14 protein-coding genes are annotated in these 14,354 nt (G+C 44.9%); 7 read left to right on the forward strand and 7 right to left on the reverse strand.

Features of this window, described 5'->3' with window-relative positions; genetic code table 11:
* Positions 1-33 precede the first annotated feature (33 nt).
* The 4 genes from GFS24_RS16610 to GFS24_RS16625 all read left to right on the forward strand — a co-directional run bounded on the left by GFS24_RS16610 (position 34) and on the right by GFS24_RS16625 (position 4,989).
* Positions 34-1,692: a lamin tail domain-containing protein gene (locus tag GFS24_RS16610; protein ID WP_153661173.1), complete on the forward strand. Its 1,659-nt coding sequence runs from the start codon at positions 34-36 to the stop codon at positions 1,690-1,692.
* A gap of 74 nt (positions 1,693-1,766) precedes the next feature.
* Entirely contained in the window at positions 1,767-2,375 is a 609-nt protein-coding gene (locus tag GFS24_RS16615; protein ID WP_153661175.1) for a DUF5606 domain-containing protein, read from the forward strand.
* Positions 2,376-2,536: 161 nt separating this feature from the next.
* A complete protein-coding gene (locus GFS24_RS16620; protein ID WP_153661177.1) occupies positions 2,537-4,255 on the forward strand; it encodes a M3 family oligoendopeptidase in 1,719 nt (572 codons plus the stop codon).
* 44 nt (positions 4,256-4,299) lie between these two features.
* Positions 4,300-4,989: a DUF6624 domain-containing protein gene (locus GFS24_RS16625; protein WP_153661179.1), complete on the forward strand. Its 690-nt coding sequence runs from the start codon at positions 4,300-4,302 to the stop codon at positions 4,987-4,989.
* On the opposite strand, the gene GFS24_RS16630 is transcribed toward GFS24_RS16625, so the two are convergent.
* The 5 genes from GFS24_RS16630 to GFS24_RS16650 are packed head-to-tail and all read right to left on the reverse strand — an operon-like array spanning position 4,961 to position 8,385.
* On the reverse strand, positions 4,961-5,389 hold the full coding sequence (locus GFS24_RS16630; protein ID WP_153661181.1) for a Fur family transcriptional regulator: 429 nt from the start codon (positions 5,387-5,389) through the stop codon (positions 4,961-4,963). The two genes, GFS24_RS16625 and GFS24_RS16630, sit on opposite strands and share 29 nt — an antisense overlap.
* An 11-nt stretch (positions 5,390-5,400) precedes the next feature.
* Positions 5,401-6,027: an SCO family protein gene (locus tag GFS24_RS16635; RefSeq protein WP_153661183.1), complete on the reverse strand. Its 627-nt coding sequence runs from the start codon at positions 6,025-6,027 to the stop codon at positions 5,401-5,403.
* Positions 6,028-6,084: 57 nt separating this feature from the next.
* The gene (locus GFS24_RS16640; protein ID WP_153661185.1) at positions 6,085-6,624 is read right to left on the reverse strand and encodes a DUF3299 domain-containing protein; all 540 of its coding nucleotides are present in this window, start codon (positions 6,622-6,624) and stop codon (positions 6,085-6,087) included.
* A complete protein-coding gene (locus GFS24_RS16645; protein ID WP_153661187.1) occupies positions 6,617-7,780 on the reverse strand; it encodes an FtsX-like permease family protein in 1,164 nt (387 codons plus the stop codon). Before GFS24_RS16645 ends, GFS24_RS16640 begins: the two co-directional genes overlap by 8 nt.
* Entirely contained in the window at positions 7,777-8,385 is a 609-nt protein-coding gene (locus GFS24_RS16650) for an ABC transporter ATP-binding protein (protein WP_153661189.1), read from the reverse strand. The genes GFS24_RS16645 and GFS24_RS16650 overlap by 4 nt, the downstream gene beginning before the upstream one ends.
* A gap of 154 nt (positions 8,386-8,539) precedes the next feature.
* On the opposite strand from GFS24_RS16650, the gene GFS24_RS16655 reads away from it, so the two are divergent.
* Together GFS24_RS16655 and GFS24_RS16660 are read left to right on the forward strand one after the other, a co-directional pair.
* On the forward strand, positions 8,540-8,923 hold the full coding sequence (locus GFS24_RS16655; protein ID WP_153661191.1) for a MerC domain-containing protein: 384 nt from the start codon (positions 8,540-8,542) through the stop codon (positions 8,921-8,923).
* 67 nt (positions 8,924-8,990) lie between these two features.
* Complete coding sequence (locus GFS24_RS16660) at positions 8,991-11,261, forward strand: TonB-dependent receptor (RefSeq protein WP_153661193.1); 2,271 nt, start codon at positions 8,991-8,993, stop codon at positions 11,259-11,261.
* On the opposite strand, the gene GFS24_RS16665 is transcribed toward GFS24_RS16660, so the two are convergent.
* Both GFS24_RS16665 and purN read right to left on the reverse strand, forming a co-directional pair.
* Complete coding sequence (locus GFS24_RS16665; protein WP_153661195.1) at positions 11,256-11,918, reverse strand: hypothetical protein; 663 nt, start codon at positions 11,916-11,918, stop codon at positions 11,256-11,258. The genes GFS24_RS16660 and GFS24_RS16665 overlap by 6 nt on opposite strands.
* 57 nt (positions 11,919-11,975) lie before the next feature.
* A complete protein-coding gene (purN, locus tag GFS24_RS16670; protein WP_153661197.1) occupies positions 11,976-12,542 on the reverse strand; it encodes a phosphoribosylglycinamide formyltransferase in 567 nt (188 codons plus the stop codon).
* 503 nt (positions 12,543-13,045) lie between these two features.
* On the opposite strand from purN, the gene GFS24_RS16675 reads away from it, so the two are divergent.
* Positions 13,046-14,311, forward strand: a complete 1,266-nt coding sequence (locus GFS24_RS16675; RefSeq protein WP_371730943.1) for a c-type cytochrome — start codon at positions 13,046-13,048, stop codon at positions 14,309-14,311.
* Positions 14,312-14,354: the final 43 nt, after the last annotated feature.

Genomic DNA, 14,354 nt, shown 5'->3' on the forward strand with positions numbered 1-14,354 from the left:
GGTTAGTTTGTTGACTCATTAAATTCTTCTATTATGCAACCCATTGTTTGTGTACTGCTGCTGGCAGTGCTTTCTACGTATGATCCCATTCCCGCACGTTATGATGTGCTAATCCATGAAATACTTGCGGATCCTTCTCCCACGGCTGGTTTGCCGGAATTTGAATTCATTGAGCTGAAGAATGTTTCTGCTTTTCCTGTGAACTTAAGCGGTTGGGTATTAAAGGATAGCAGTACATCTGTTACCCTGCCTGCGTTTATTTTGCAGCCGGATAGTTTGGTGGTGATCTGTTCCCGTTCTGCGCTTTCTTCTTTTCCTAAAGCTCTTGCTACCAGCAGTGCTTTATCCCTTGGCAATGAAGGGGAACGGTTATCGCTGTATGATAAAAGCGGGCGGTTGATCCATTCCGTGGAATATAGTAAAGACTGGTATAACGGAAGTATTAAAGGAAATGGAGGATGGAGCCTTGAAATGATAGATACGCAATGGCCTTGTGCGGGGTCTGAGAATTGGAAAGCATCTGTTGCTTCTAATGGTGGTACGCCAGGAGTTAGTAATTCTGTGGCAGGGAATATTCCGGAACCGCCGTTGCCGGAATTATTACGGGTGTCTGTTACGGACAGCTTTCATCTGCAGTTACATTTTTCCGGGATTGTAGATAGTATTTCTGCGGTGGGGGCTTTGGCTTATATGGGGACTGTGACGGTTCATTTTAATATGGTAGCTGTTCAATTAGCTACTCCCTTGGAAAAAGGGAAGATCTATTCCCTGCAAACTGATCGCATTACAGATTGCAGCAACCGCCAGATCTCTCAACCGGCGCCGGTTTCGTATGCGCTTCCGGAAAAGGCAGATAGTTTCGACTTAGTTATTAATGAGGTATTATTTGATCCACCTGCCGGAGCAGCTGATTTTGCGGAGATCTATAACCGGAGTCATAAGGCCATTGACCTGCAGGATATTTATTTCGCTTCTCTTAATAATGATGGTTCTATTAAACAGTCCGTTCCGCTTGTGAAAGGGCCATTCTTATTGTTGCCGGGTGCCTGGCTGGCTTTTTCAACTGATCTGCCGGCTTTGTGCCGTTCTTATTCCTGCAAAGGGGTTTTACAGGAGATAGGTAGCTTGCCGACGTTGCCGGATGAAGAGGGTAATCTTTTGTTAGTTGGAGCGGATGGCCGGATAATTGATGCCTTATATTATAAACGTGCCTGGCATTTGAGCATTTTACCTGCTACGATGGGTATTTCACTGGAAAGGGTGCAGGCGGATGGGCATACGCAGGATCCGGGAAACTGGCATTCCGCTGCAGCCACAGCTGGTTTTGCTACACCGGGGTATGCAAATTCCCAGCAAATGCTTACGGGTAGCGGGCTTGAAGGGTTTCGCCTGACATCGGAAGTGTTCAGTCCAAATAATGACGGGCAGCAGGATGTGGCGCAATTGCAGTGGAATCTTATTGTTCCTGGTTACATTGCACAGATCACGGTGTTTGATGCGGAAGGGCGTCCAGTTCGCCATCTGGCTAATAATCAGCTGTTGGGGAGTAAAGGAAATATTAATTGGGACGGACTTTCGGATGCCGGACAGGCGGTAAGGCCGGGAATCTATGTTATCTTTATACGGATTTTTAACATGCAAGGAAGGATAAATACCCTGAAACTCCCGCTGGTATTGGCCGGAACCTCATAATTTGGGGTATTTTCAGGAGATTAAGAGATATCTATTGCTAATTTTTTATATTTGCCGTTCTTAAAAATGAATTCATGCAGTACAGAGAAATTGTTGCAGTAACCGGTTTAGGCGGTTTATTTCAATTGCTGGCCAGCAAACAGGATGGCGCTATTGTTAGATCGCTGGAAGACAAGAGCACCCGCTTCGTTTCTTCCCGGGTACATAATTTTACCCCATTGGAGAGCATTGAAGTATTCACTACTGGCGATAACGTAAACCTGGCGGCTGTTTTCCAGGCTATGCTTGATAAGGAAGCTCAATTCCCGCTTGCAGATGCCAAAGCTGATAACCAGACCGTAAAGGCTTATTTTAAAAACGTATTCCCCGAGTTTGATGAGGAACGTGTTTATGTAAGTGATATGAAGAAGATGGTGAAATGGTATGCCATCCTCAAAACGAATGATCTGCTGAAGTTTGAAGAGGAAACTGAAGAAGGTGCGGAAGAAGAGGCTCCAGCTTCTGTAGAAGAGACTAAGCCAAAGGCTAAAGCTAAGAAGGAAGCAGCTGAAGAGGCTCCGGCTTCAGAAGAAGAGAAAGCGGCTCCTAAGAAGAAAGCGCCTGCTAAAAAAGCAGCTGCTGATGCTGAAGGAGAAGAGAAAAAGCCAAAGGCTCCGGCTAAGAAGAAGAAAACGGAAGAGTAGTTCTTTCTTTTTGTTATAAGGGAGCTGCCGCGAGGCAATTCCTTTTATAAAGGAGAATTGATTCCCGTCAAAATAAAAAAATTCCAAATCCCCTATAGGATTTGGAATTTTTTTTGTGGGGATGTGTTTTTAGCTATTTTTAATGAATAACAGAAAGAATCATGCAAACTGCTCATATTTCCGCACCGCCCAGGCATTTTTTACCAGCCGATTTTACGGTTACCACATGGGACGCATTACAACCTTATTTTGAAGCACTGCAAAACAGGCCACTGCTAAACGTTTCCGAACTGGAACAATGGCTGGCAGATATCAGTGAAGTAGAAGCGGTGATCAGCGAAGACGCTTGCTGGCGCCAGATCCGGATGACCCGCGACACGGCCAACAAAGAATACGAAGAAGCATTCACTTACTTCTGCATGGAAATACAGCCTAAACTGCAACCTTATGCAGATGCGCTGAACCGCAAACTCCTGGCCTGTGAGTTCAAAGACCAGCTGGATCAACAGTTGTATTTCACTTATCTCCGCAATGTGCAGAAACAGGTGAAACTGTTCCAGGAAAAGAATGTGCCCATACAGGCAGAACTTAGTGTGATGGCCCAACAATATGGTGTGATCTCCGGTTCCATGACGGTAGAAGTAAATGGACAGGAATACACTTTACAACAGGCCGCAAAATTCCTGGAGAATCCTGACCGTGCTTTAAGAGAAGAAGTATTTACCAAAACGGCCGCCCGCCGTTTGAAAGATAAAGATCAGCTGGATCAATTGTATTCCACGCTGGTAGGCAAACGCCACGAAATAGCCCTGAATGCCGGTTTCGCCAATTACCGGGATTACAAGTTCGAAGAGCTGGGCCGTTTTGAATATACCAAGGAAGATTGCTTCCAGTTCCATGCGGCAGTGAAAGAACATATCCTTCCGCTGGTGAAACAATCCCTGGAAAGACAAAAAGCCAAACTGGGCCTGGATGTATTGAAACCATGGGATAGCGATGCAGAGCCACATGGCACCAAACCTTTGGAGCCGTTTAAAAGCGGAGAGGAAATGGTGAACAAGTCCATCGAATGTTTTACACAGCTGCGCCCTTTCTTTGGAGAATGTTTGCAGGTGATGAAAGAGATGGGCCGCCTTGACCTGGATAGCCGGAAGAATAAAGCCCCCGGCGGGTATAACTGTCCGCTGGCAGAAACCGGTGTTCCCTTTATTTTCATGAATGCTGCAGGACAAATGAAAGACCTCACTACGATGGTACATGAAGGTGGTCACGCTATTCATTCTTTCCTGAGCCATCATCTTTCTCTCAGTGCCTTCAAGGAGTATCCAATGGAGATTGCGGAAGTAGCCAGCATGAGCATGGAATTATTCAGCATGGACCATTGGGATATTTTCTTTGATAACCCGGAAGAATTACGCCGTGCTAAATTGCAGCAGCTGGAACGTTCTATCACCATTTTCCCATGGATAGCGATCATTGATAAATTCCAGCACTGGATCTATGAACATCCGCAACATACAGTGGCAGAACGTACCGCGGAATGGGTGAAGATCATGGATGAATTCTCTCCCGGCAATATCGACTGGAGCGGCCATGAGGCATATCGTTCCAATAACTGGCAGCGTCAGCTGCATTTGTTTGAAGTGCCTTTCTATTATATTGAATATGGCATTGCACAATTAGGAGCGATTGCTATGTGGAAACAGTATAAGGAAAATCCAAAGCAGGCGCTGGACAATTATGAGAAAGCACTGAGCCTTGGTTATACAAAAACGTTGAGAGAATTATATACAGCTGCGGGGATCAGGTTTGATTTCTCTCCGGCTTACGTGAAAGAGCTGGCGGGTTTTGTGCAGCAGGAGATTGATAAGATCGTTTAAATTTACTTTATGCGGAGATGCACTAATTGCATCTCCGTTTTTTTATGAAAGCTATATCCCTTTCCCTATTAACCTTCCTGATCAGTCTTTCTTCCTTTGCGCAGAAAGACACTGCTCTTGCCAGGGCACTGGATAGTATTTATATCAGTGATCAAAGCCTACGGAAAATTTATGGCAGGCAGCCTGCTATGGATTCCTTTGCCAGTGCAAATGATGTTCCCAAAGGCATGGTATATCCCGCATTAGATGCAGAGATAGCCACCATCGATTCCCGCAATATGCGATTTATCAGATCAGTGATCAAAAAGCAGGGTTATCCGGGGAAGAGCCTGGTAGGTGAAAGAGCGAGCACAGTAGCGGTAAGTGTTATGCTGCATTCAAACAAGGTGAAAGCATACCTGCCGTTGTTAAAGGCAGCTGCCGAAAGCGGTGAACTTGCATTCAGATCTTATGCGGTGGCCCTGGACTATTACCTGATGCACAAAGGAGAGGAACAGGTTTATGGCACTCAGTTTGGCTGGGTGAAATTTAAGAAAGGAGGAGGAGGAACTATCATCTGGCCTGTTAAAGATCCGGAAGGTGTGAATGAGCGCAGGGGAAAAGCCGGATTCACCAGTACCGTGGAACAAAGTGCCACCCAAATGTCGATTGATTATAAGGTGTATCAATTATCTGACCTGGAGAAACAGGCGAAAGTGAAAAAGCCTATTTACACTCCTTACATACGCCGCTAACTACTACTTCCACATTATGCAATGCATAACCCTTCGGCAGTGAGATAACAGGCACATCTGTTTCTTCGAGGCATTGTGTACTGCCGCATTCTTCGCAACGGAAATGTACGTGGTGATCATGGTGTTCATGTTCTTTACATTCCGATCTGCAGATGGCATATCGTACGGAGGTATCTGTGGTGGGGATCTTGTGTACGATCCCTTTGTCCAGGAAGGTTTGCAGTGTACGGTAAATGGTTACCCTGTCGAACGACTTGCCGCTCAATTTTTCAAAATCCGCATGTTCGAGTGCACCATTACTTTTCAAAAAGAGCTCCAGGATCTTTACACGCGTATCCGTAATACTCAGGTTACTGGAGCGCAACAACTGCACGATGAGTTCTTTATTTTTAGCAGACATGTGATATCAATTTATTCATGCATCAGCTGATCTATTTCCTTGATCAGCTTGTCAATATCTTTATCTTTTGTTCCTTCATATAAACCCCTGATCTGGCCATCACCATCTACCAGTGCAAACCACTGGGTGTGAATGAAATCATCTTCACCGGTGTAATGACCATCGTCAACGAGGTAACTTTCGCGGGCCAGTTTGTACAGGTGCCTTTTATCCCCTGTTAAAAAGAGCCAGTTCTTTACATCTGCACCATGTTTAGCAGCGTATGCTTTTAACACGGGAATGGAATCGTATTCAGGATCTGAGGTATGGGAGAGGATGAGGAAATTTGGATTCTCCTTATACTTTGCATACACTTTCTCCATGTTCTTATTCATCACCGGGCAGATATTCGTACAGGTAGTGAAGAAATATTCTGCCACGTAGATCTTTCCTTTTACGTTGTCCTGCGTGATGGTCTTTCCATCCTGGTTGGTCAGTTTGAAACCCTGTACGGTGTGGCCAGGTGTTCCCAATACCGGCAACTTTTCCTTTCCGAAAAATTCACCGGTGCCTTCTTTGATCATCAGTCCGGCAAAACCCATGAAACCAACGCTCAGCAACACAAAAAAGGAGATATAAAAGATCGCTTTCTTAGACATATCAATTCCGTCTTAAATCTAATATACAAAGGTAGCACAGTTTGAGCAGATCACCATTTACTTGGTTACGAGTACGGCGTCGTCCAGGTTATAATATAATTCGTAAATGTTTTTCTCGTTGAGCCTTAGTCTGCCCTGGAAGCGAACGTAGTCATCTGTTTCAAAAGCTGGTTTGCCGGATTTGAACTTGAGGGTCATGATCGTTTCCGGGCCTGCGCCTCCGCAAAAGAAGCAGGAGCTGTTGGGATTGGCGGATAACACGAACATTCCACCTTTGGCATCTACGGGTACCACGTAACCGCTGATGCTGATGGTTTTTCCGTGCAGGGCTTTAATGGTGCGGGAAAAAGAAGGGTACAACATGGGCATTTGCATCTTTTCATCCCATTTACGGTCGAAGATCACGTCTGAAAGTTGTTTCCAGGTGATCTTCTGCACTGCGGTATCGTCCGGATAGTACACTGTGGACATGGGGAGGCTTGATCCTTGCGAGAAGTTTAAAATGAAATTTCCATGTTTGCAGTACCGCGAGACGTTGGAGCAGGACACCATCAGGAAAGCCATCGCTGCCACTAATAATCGTTCTATTTTAAGCATTTGCCAATGTTTTAGAAATGTTCAGCCGGAAAGCCCGGATAGCAGGAAAAAGTGCGGCCAGTAAACAGGCTGCGAGAATCGCTGCAGCCGTGATCAGATCTGCCGGCGTGATCTTCCATGCACCTGAGAAATTTAAATGATAATGTGAAAAGACCTCCTGTTGCAGGAACCATCCGCTTAACCTGCTGAGTAAAAAGCCGCCGAGGATACCAGCTATGCCTAAAATACCAGCTTCGGCCAATACTAAGCTTAATAGTTTTCCTCTTCCCCAACCCATACTTCTCAGCAGCGCGAGTTCATATCTTCTTTCATGGGTCCCCTGCACCAGCATTACAAAGATACTACAGGTTGCAAGGCCTGCCAATAACCATCCGAGGATCCGCAGCACTGCGGTGCCTGAGCCCATCAGGGATTGCAACCGGTTAATTTCTATAGCGGGAACAGCGGCTTGCATGTTGGTGTTTTCGTTCACCATGCGGGGCATTTGCAACTGGGCCAGAGGGCTTTTGAATTTGATGAGTACGGAAGTGATCTGGCGTTCATTTGTTTCGTGGATCGTCCATACGCTTTGTAATGAAGTAAGGATCAGTTGATCAACCGAAAGTCCGGTTGGCGGAAGGACGCCCGTAACCACATAATTATGTTCTTCATGTACATGCCCCTTTTCTCCCAGGCCATGTGTTCCGGCAAATTTACTGCCCACTTTCAACTGGCTGCGTTTGGCCACTGTGGCACCTATCACTACTTCCATATCTTGTGAGAATACTTTGCCGGTAGCTGGTTGCAGATTGTATTTTTTAAGATAAGCATCCGTTGTTCCGATGATGCGGTAACCCATGTAAGCATCTCCCAGTGAAATAGGAATGGCGGATTCAACAAGCGGATGCTGCATAAAACGTTGTGCTTCTTCCAGGGAAATATTTCCCGTAGGGGCGTCAATGTTATATACGCTGGATAAGATCAGTTGCAAGGGGCTGCCTTTTGCACCCAGCACCATATCCACTCCGTCGATCTGTTTCTCTAATTGTTCCTGCGCCTGGCGGCTCAATGTGATGAGCAGCAACAATACCGCAGTGCTGCAAGCCAGTAATAACCAGCAAAGCACTGCGTACAGCGGTTTATGTAAAAGATTTTTAAAAGCAATGCGCAGGATCATGACAGCGTAATATGATGAGCGAAAAGTTGTTTCAACCGGTTATCATGTGTAACAATGAGCAGTGCTGCTCTTTGTTCCGCAGCCTGTGCTGCCAGTAACTTGGCGACGGCTATGCAATTCTCATCGTCCAGACTGGCGGTGGGTTCATCTGCGAGTAATAATTGCGGGGATTGCAAAAGCGCGCGTGTGATGGAAGCACGTTGCTGTTCTCCCTGGCTCAGTTGGGCTGGTTTTTTATGCAGCAGCTGTTGGATACCCAGTTTTTCGGAAATCTCCTGTAGCCTTGTATTCTTAGATACCAGCAAAAGATTCTCTCTTACAGACAATGACGCAATGAAGTGAGACTGCTGATAAATGATGCCAATGTGTTTCCCCCGAAAAGCATCCATGGCTGCGGGCTTCATTGACTGAATGGCTGTACCTGCCACATGAATTTCTCCAATGGCGGGTTTCAGCAAACCCGCCAGGAGGTGCAGCAGGGTGGTTTTCCCTACCCCTGAGCCTCCTGTGATCAATAACACATCGCCTGCTGCACATTCCATGTCTGGAAACAACAACGCATGACCGTTTGGATGGGCATAGACAAGATTTCTGGTGTATAGCATAGTTCTTTTCTTTAAAAGCAACACAGTTGCATTCAGCCACTTACGAGTGGCGAAGATACCCATCCCATCTGATATTTTATTAGAAAGTTACAATTAAGTGCAACAAAGTTGCAAAAGTATCTTAGTTTTGTTCTCCATTAAAAAATCATCCACCATGCGTATGTCTCTTTTTTCCAAATGGAACCTGGATGCACTGGGTATTGGCGCTTCTCTTGTTTGCGCAGTACACTGTGTTTTGTTACCCCTGGTGATCACAGGTTTGCCTTTGCTGGGATTGGAAATGCTGGAAAATGAAAAGCTGGAGTATGCGCTGCTGGGCTTTTCTTTCCTTGTTGGGTATGCTGCTTTGTTCAGGGGCTACCGGAAACATCACCGTCATGCCAGGCCGCTGGTACTTTTTTCTTTGGGTTATGTGGCTTTGCTGGCAGGGCATTTCCTGACGGCGGAAAGCTGGGAACCCTTTGTGATCACGTTAGGAGCAGGACTGATCGTCTGGGCGCATTTGCTGAATCTGAGGGGATGTAAGCGGTGTAAATGACTCTTATATTTAGACTAGACTAAAAATAAGTTTAGACGAATATGGTTTTAAATTTTAAATTTGCCATATGACCTACAAATTTATCCTAACTATATTACTGTTTCAAGCAACTGAATTATTCGCACAGGGTCGTTTAAAGGGAACTATTACATCAGAAGACAAACCGGTACCATTTGCCAGCATCGGTTTTAAGGACTTAAAGAAAGGAGGCGTTACCAACGAAGCCGGAGAATTTGATCTGAGCGGGCTTACACCCGGAAGGCATATTTTACAGGTAAGTGCTGTGGGATATGTTACTTATGTGCAGCCGGTTCAGATCAAAACTTCCGGCATCACGGAGACTACAATCCGGTTAATGCCTACTTCTTCCAACCTCAATGAAGTAGTGGTCAGTGGTACCTTAAGAGCGGTTTCCAAAATGGAAAGCCCTGTGCCGGTAGAAGTTTATTCCCCCGTATTCTTCAAAAGAAACCCCACCCCCAGTATTTTTGATGCATTGCAAAATGTAAATGGCGTGCGCCCACAATTGAATTGTAATGTGTGCAATACAGGAGACATTCACATCAATGGTCTGGAAGGACCTTATACAATGGTGATGATAGACGGGATGCCTATTGTGAGTGCACTTTCTACAGTATATGGTTTATCGGGCATTCCAAACAGCCTGGTGGAAAGAGTGGAGATCGTGAAAGGACCGGCTTCTACTTTATATGGTTCTGAAGCAGTAGCGGGGCTTATTAATATCATCACCAAATCTCCTGTTACTGCACCTAAATTTACAGCAGATGTAATGGCTACCGGCTGGCAGGAATATAGTGTGGACCTTGGTTTGCGCATCAATGCCGGTAAAAATGCACAAGCCTTGTTAGGCGTGAATTATTATAACTATCAACATCCTATTGATAAAAACGATGATGGTTTCACGGATGTTACTTTACAACACCGCATCTCTCTGTTTAATAAATGGAACTTCTCGCGTAAGCATAACAGGGTAGCTACTATTGCAGCGCGTTATTTTTATGAAGACAGGTGGGGAGGAGAAACCCGCTGGAATAAACATTGGAGAGGAACGGACAGTGTGTATGGCGAAAGTATTTTTACGAGTCGCGCTGAAGTGATAGGCCAATACCAGTTGCCAACGAAAGAGCATGTGATGTTCCAGACATCTTTTAATTACCACAATCAGAATTCGGTATACGGTAAAACGGTGTTCCTCGCGCAGCAAACTATTTCTTTTGCACAGCTTACCTGGGATAAGGAAGTGGGGAAACATAGTCTCTTAGCGGGTTTACCGGTGCGCTATACTTTTTATGATGATAATACGGTAGTGACTACCATAAAAGAAGGGGCTGTTATAAAGAACAAACCGGAGCGTACTTTTCTGCCAGGTCTATTCTTACAGGATGAGTTGAGATTTAACAGCAGCCACACTTTACTGATGGGCATGCGTTATGATCACAACTCTATTCACGGTAACATTTTCACACCACGCCTCGCTTATAAATGGACGCCCAACTATCGCAATGTATTGAGATTGAATGCAGGAACGGGTTACAGGGTAGTGTCTATTTTCACAGAAGATCATGCGGCATTAACAGGGGCCAGGGAAGTAGTGATTGCATCTGCACTGAAACCGGAAAAGAGTTTGAACGTTAACCTGAACTATACTAAGAAGATCCCGTTGAATAATGCTTTCCTGAGTTTGGATGCTACCGCATTCTATACTTACTTTTCCAATAAGATATTGCCGGATTACAGCAAACCGGATACCATCCTTTATGATAACCTGAAAGGGCATGCCATCTCCAAAGGATTCAGTCTGAATGCAGACCTGATGTTTAACTTTCCTTTGAAACTGATTGCCGGTGTTACGTTTGTAGATGTATATGAGAAGAACGGCAGCCAAAAGGTGCGGCCTAAACTGACGGAGAAATTCTCCGGCACCTGGTCTGCTTCCTATACATTCCGGCATTCCGGTATCAGTATAGATTACACGGGTAACATTTACGGGCCGATGCTCTTGCCTTTACAAAGTGTATATGATCCGCGTGCTTCTTCCTCTCCTTACTGGAGCATTCAGAATATTCAGATGACCAAGAAATTTAAGAAAGGCTGGGAGGTTTATGGCGGGGTGAAGAACCTGCTGAACTATACGCCACCTAAGAATTCCATTGCACGGTCGCATGACCCGTTTGATAAGAAGGTGGTATATAATCCGGATGGTTCTGTGATGCCTACAGCGGAGAATCCGGACAGGCTTACTTTTGACCCCAGTTATGTGTTTGCACCCAACCAGGGGATCCGCGGATTCTTAGGTGTGCGGTTTACGAAACTATAAACTGAATCCTACTTTGATACCAAGATGAATGCTGGGTAATACATTGATCAGTTCGGTCTGGTCTGCATTAACTGAAGGGCCGGACTGTGTATAGTTGGTGTAGTTATATACTTTGCTGCGGATGCCCACCCCCAGGTAAGGATCGAGGATGAATTTATCCCGCTTTACCTGGCGGCCCAGGAGTAACTGGATGCCATACACATTTTTATCACCTTCATTCTTATAGATCGTACCATTTAACGTCTGGTCTTCATTAGGGTAGAAAACTTTTTTGTAGAATAACACTGGTTCAAAATAAGTACCCCGGGCTGTATTCTCAGATGTCTGGCGGAAGAGGTACCATTTCATGCCGGCACGGAATCCTAATCCACGGCCTTCCACAAATTGTTCCGTACTGATGCCGGGTTTTCTTTGGCCCACATCTACCCGTTTCGTAAAAACATAATCAGGATAATCTGTGTAGATACCGGATACACCCAATTCCAGGCTGATCTTTTCTGTAAGGTCCTGTTCCAGGTAGATGTCCAATGAACTGATGATCGTTGATGGATTTACTTTCAGGTACGTACGTTTACGGAATTTCTTTTCGGGTTCCTGGGCGTTGCTGGATAAACTGATAAAGGAGAACAGCAGAACAAAGGGTAATATTCTTTTCATAACAACTATAAGTTGAAGTAGAAACAGATGGATAGATTTAGCCGTTATCTACGGTAATTATTGTGTCAATAATCGTTCCACAATTAGGGGGAACCACTGGTGTTCCAATGCCTGCACTTTGCGCGCCAGGCTTTCCGGGGTATCCTCCACCGTGACTGTACATCTTTCCTGGAGGATCACACCACCATCATCATATTTTTCATTCACATAGTGGATGGTGATACCACTTTCTTTTTCTCCGGCGGCCAATACTGCTTCATGCACAAAATGCCCGTACATCCCTTTTCCTCCAAATTTGGGTAAAAGGGCGGGGTGTATATTAATGATACGATTTGGATAAGCAGCTACTAAGTTAGCGGGTACCTTCCATAAAAAACCGGCCAATACCACGAGGTCTGTCTCGGCCTCTTGAAGTAACTTAATGTAAGTGTCTCCCCGGAAGAATTGCTCTTTATCTATTAATACAGCAGGGATCTGTTCCTTTTCCGCTATCTTAAAGATACCGGCTTCTGCCTTGTTAGATAGTATGAGCGTGACTTTAGCCAGGCTGGAACCCCTGAAATGGTCAATGATCTTTTGTGCATTACTGCCTGCTCCTGATGCGAATAGGACGATATTTTTCAAGCCCGGTTGTTTAATAAGCTGCAAAAATAGGCAGATAAGACTTTATGAATCAGGTCTTTTTTATTAAATTTAGGAAGTGTGGGCTCCAAATGGTTGCAAGTTGATGATTATCATTTGCTGAGAATGACTAAAATCAGGTAATCACAACATTTATTATTCTAACTTGTTTAAGGGTTAATAGTTACATTATCACTGTTTCATTTTCAACCGGCATTTTCCCCAATGCAAAAATAGTATCATAGTTATCGCACGGACCTCTTCATTTTGGAAATATGATTTTTATCAGGAATTTATAACGTGATTGGAGGGGGAGGTTGGTAACATAGTACTACAATCAGCTACTGCAAAGCATTTTCGCGGGCGAAGGCCTCGCGAATAATATATAAAAAGTGTTTTCAAAACAAGGACAACTTTTTTTTAATTGTTGGTAAATTGTCAACATTCTGTCTTATTTTTGCGAGCACTTTTAAAGAAACCTTAGGTCAAATCTAAATAAATAGGCTGTGTATCGTGTTTCCATTCGTTTGCGTAAGCAATTTGTGAGTGTTCTTATCCTATGCGCGGGACTTGTTAGTTCATTTTCCGCAGCTGGGGCAGCAGATCCTGGTGCAGGTAAGACGCTATTTCAGCAGAACTGTGCTTCTTGTCACAACGTTCACAAGAAGATTACAGGACCTGCATTGGCTGGTGTTGAAGACAGGTGGGCTGATAAGAAACTGCTTCATAGCTGGATCCGCAACTCTGCGGCTGTTCTGGCTTCAGGAGATCCTTATGCCAATAAACTCTTCAATGAGTACAACAAGGTAGCCATGAGGGCTTTCCCTGCATTGAAGGATGAGGATATTGATAACATCCTGGCCTATATCAATTCGGCCCCTGATCCCGCTGCTGCTAAAGCTTCAGCACCTGCTGCCGGTGGAGAAACTTCTAAAGAAGAAGGCGGTAACAGTCTCCTCTTTGGTATCATCACCCTGATCCTTGCGATCGTAGCGGTGATCCTGATGCAGATCAACAGTAACTTGAACAAACTGGCTTCCGAGAAAGAAGGACATGAGAACGCTGAGCCGGTTCCTTTCTATAAGAACAAAGCATACATCGCACTTTGCATTGTACTGCTGTTCGTGGTTGGCGGTTATTTCACTATCCAGGGCGCTATCGGCCTGGGACGCCAGCAGGATTACATGCCTGAGCAACCCATCTTCTACTCCCACAAAGTACACGCAGGCATCAACCAGATCAACTGTTTGTATTGCCACTCTTCCGCAGAAAAGAGCAAACATGCAATGATCCCTTCAGAGAATGTTTGTATGAACTGTCACAAGGCCATCAATGAGTATACTGGTCCGGACCTGTTCACTGCTGAAGGCAAAAAAGTAAACGGTACTGCAGAGATCCAGAAATTATACGATCACGTTGGCTGGGATCCTAAAGCAAGCAAATACACTAAACCAGGCCAGCCGATTGAATGGACCAAGATCCACAACCTGCCTGACCACGTATACTTCAACCACTCTCAACACGTAAAAGCCGGTCAGGTACAATGCCAGACCTGCCACGGCGAAATTCAGAACATGGATGAAGTACATCAGTTTGCCGACCTCTCTATGGGATGGTGCGTAAACTGTCACCGTACTACTAAAGTGCAGTTCGTGGAAAACAACTACTACAGCATCTTCGAAAAATTACACCAGGATATCAAAGACAAGAAGATTGACGGTGTAACAGTAGATATGGTGGGTGGTACTGAATGTCAAAAATGCCACTACTAATAATATAATAAGGAAGCAAACGGACTATGTCTGATACATTAGA

The sequence above is a fragment of the Chitinophaga sp. SYP-B3965 genome (genome assembly GCF_009647655.1).
Classification (GTDB): domain Bacteria; phylum Bacteroidota; class Bacteroidia; order Chitinophagales; family Chitinophagaceae; genus Chitinophaga.

Coding starts and splice junctions, on each gene's coding strand:
- GFS24_RS16610 (WP_153661173.1), top strand. CDS start 34: ATGCAACCCATTGTTTGTGTACTGCTGCTGGCAGTGCTTTCTACGTAT.
- GFS24_RS16615 (WP_153661175.1), top strand. CDS start 1,767: ATGCAGTACAGAGAAATTGTTGCAGTAACCGGTTTAGGCGGTTTATTT.
- GFS24_RS16620 (WP_153661177.1), top strand. CDS start 2,537: ATGCAAACTGCTCATATTTCCGCACCGCCCAGGCATTTTTTACCAGCC.
- GFS24_RS16625 (WP_153661179.1), top strand. CDS start 4,300: ATGAAAGCTATATCCCTTTCCCTATTAACCTTCCTGATCAGTCTTTCT.
- GFS24_RS16630 (WP_153661181.1), bottom strand. CDS start 5,389: ATGTCTGCTAAAAATAAAGAACTCATCGTGCAGTTGTTGCGCTCCAGT.
- GFS24_RS16635 (WP_153661183.1), bottom strand. CDS start 6,027: ATGTCTAAGAAAGCGATCTTTTATATCTCCTTTTTTGTGTTGCTGAGC.
- GFS24_RS16640 (WP_153661185.1), bottom strand. CDS start 6,624: ATGCTTAAAATAGAACGATTATTAGTGGCAGCGATGGCTTTCCTGATG.
- GFS24_RS16645 (WP_153661187.1), bottom strand. CDS start 7,780: ATGATCCTGCGCATTGCTTTTAAAAATCTTTTACATAAACCGCTGTAC.
- GFS24_RS16650 (WP_153661189.1), bottom strand. CDS start 8,385: ATGCTATACACCAGAAATCTTGTCTATGCCCATCCAAACGGTCATGCG.
- GFS24_RS16655 (WP_153661191.1), top strand. CDS start 8,540: ATGCGTATGTCTCTTTTTTCCAAATGGAACCTGGATGCACTGGGTATT.
- GFS24_RS16660 (WP_153661193.1), top strand. CDS start 8,991: ATGACCTACAAATTTATCCTAACTATATTACTGTTTCAAGCAACTGAA.
- GFS24_RS16665 (WP_153661195.1), bottom strand. CDS start 11,918: ATGAAAAGAATATTACCCTTTGTTCTGCTGTTCTCCTTTATCAGTTTA.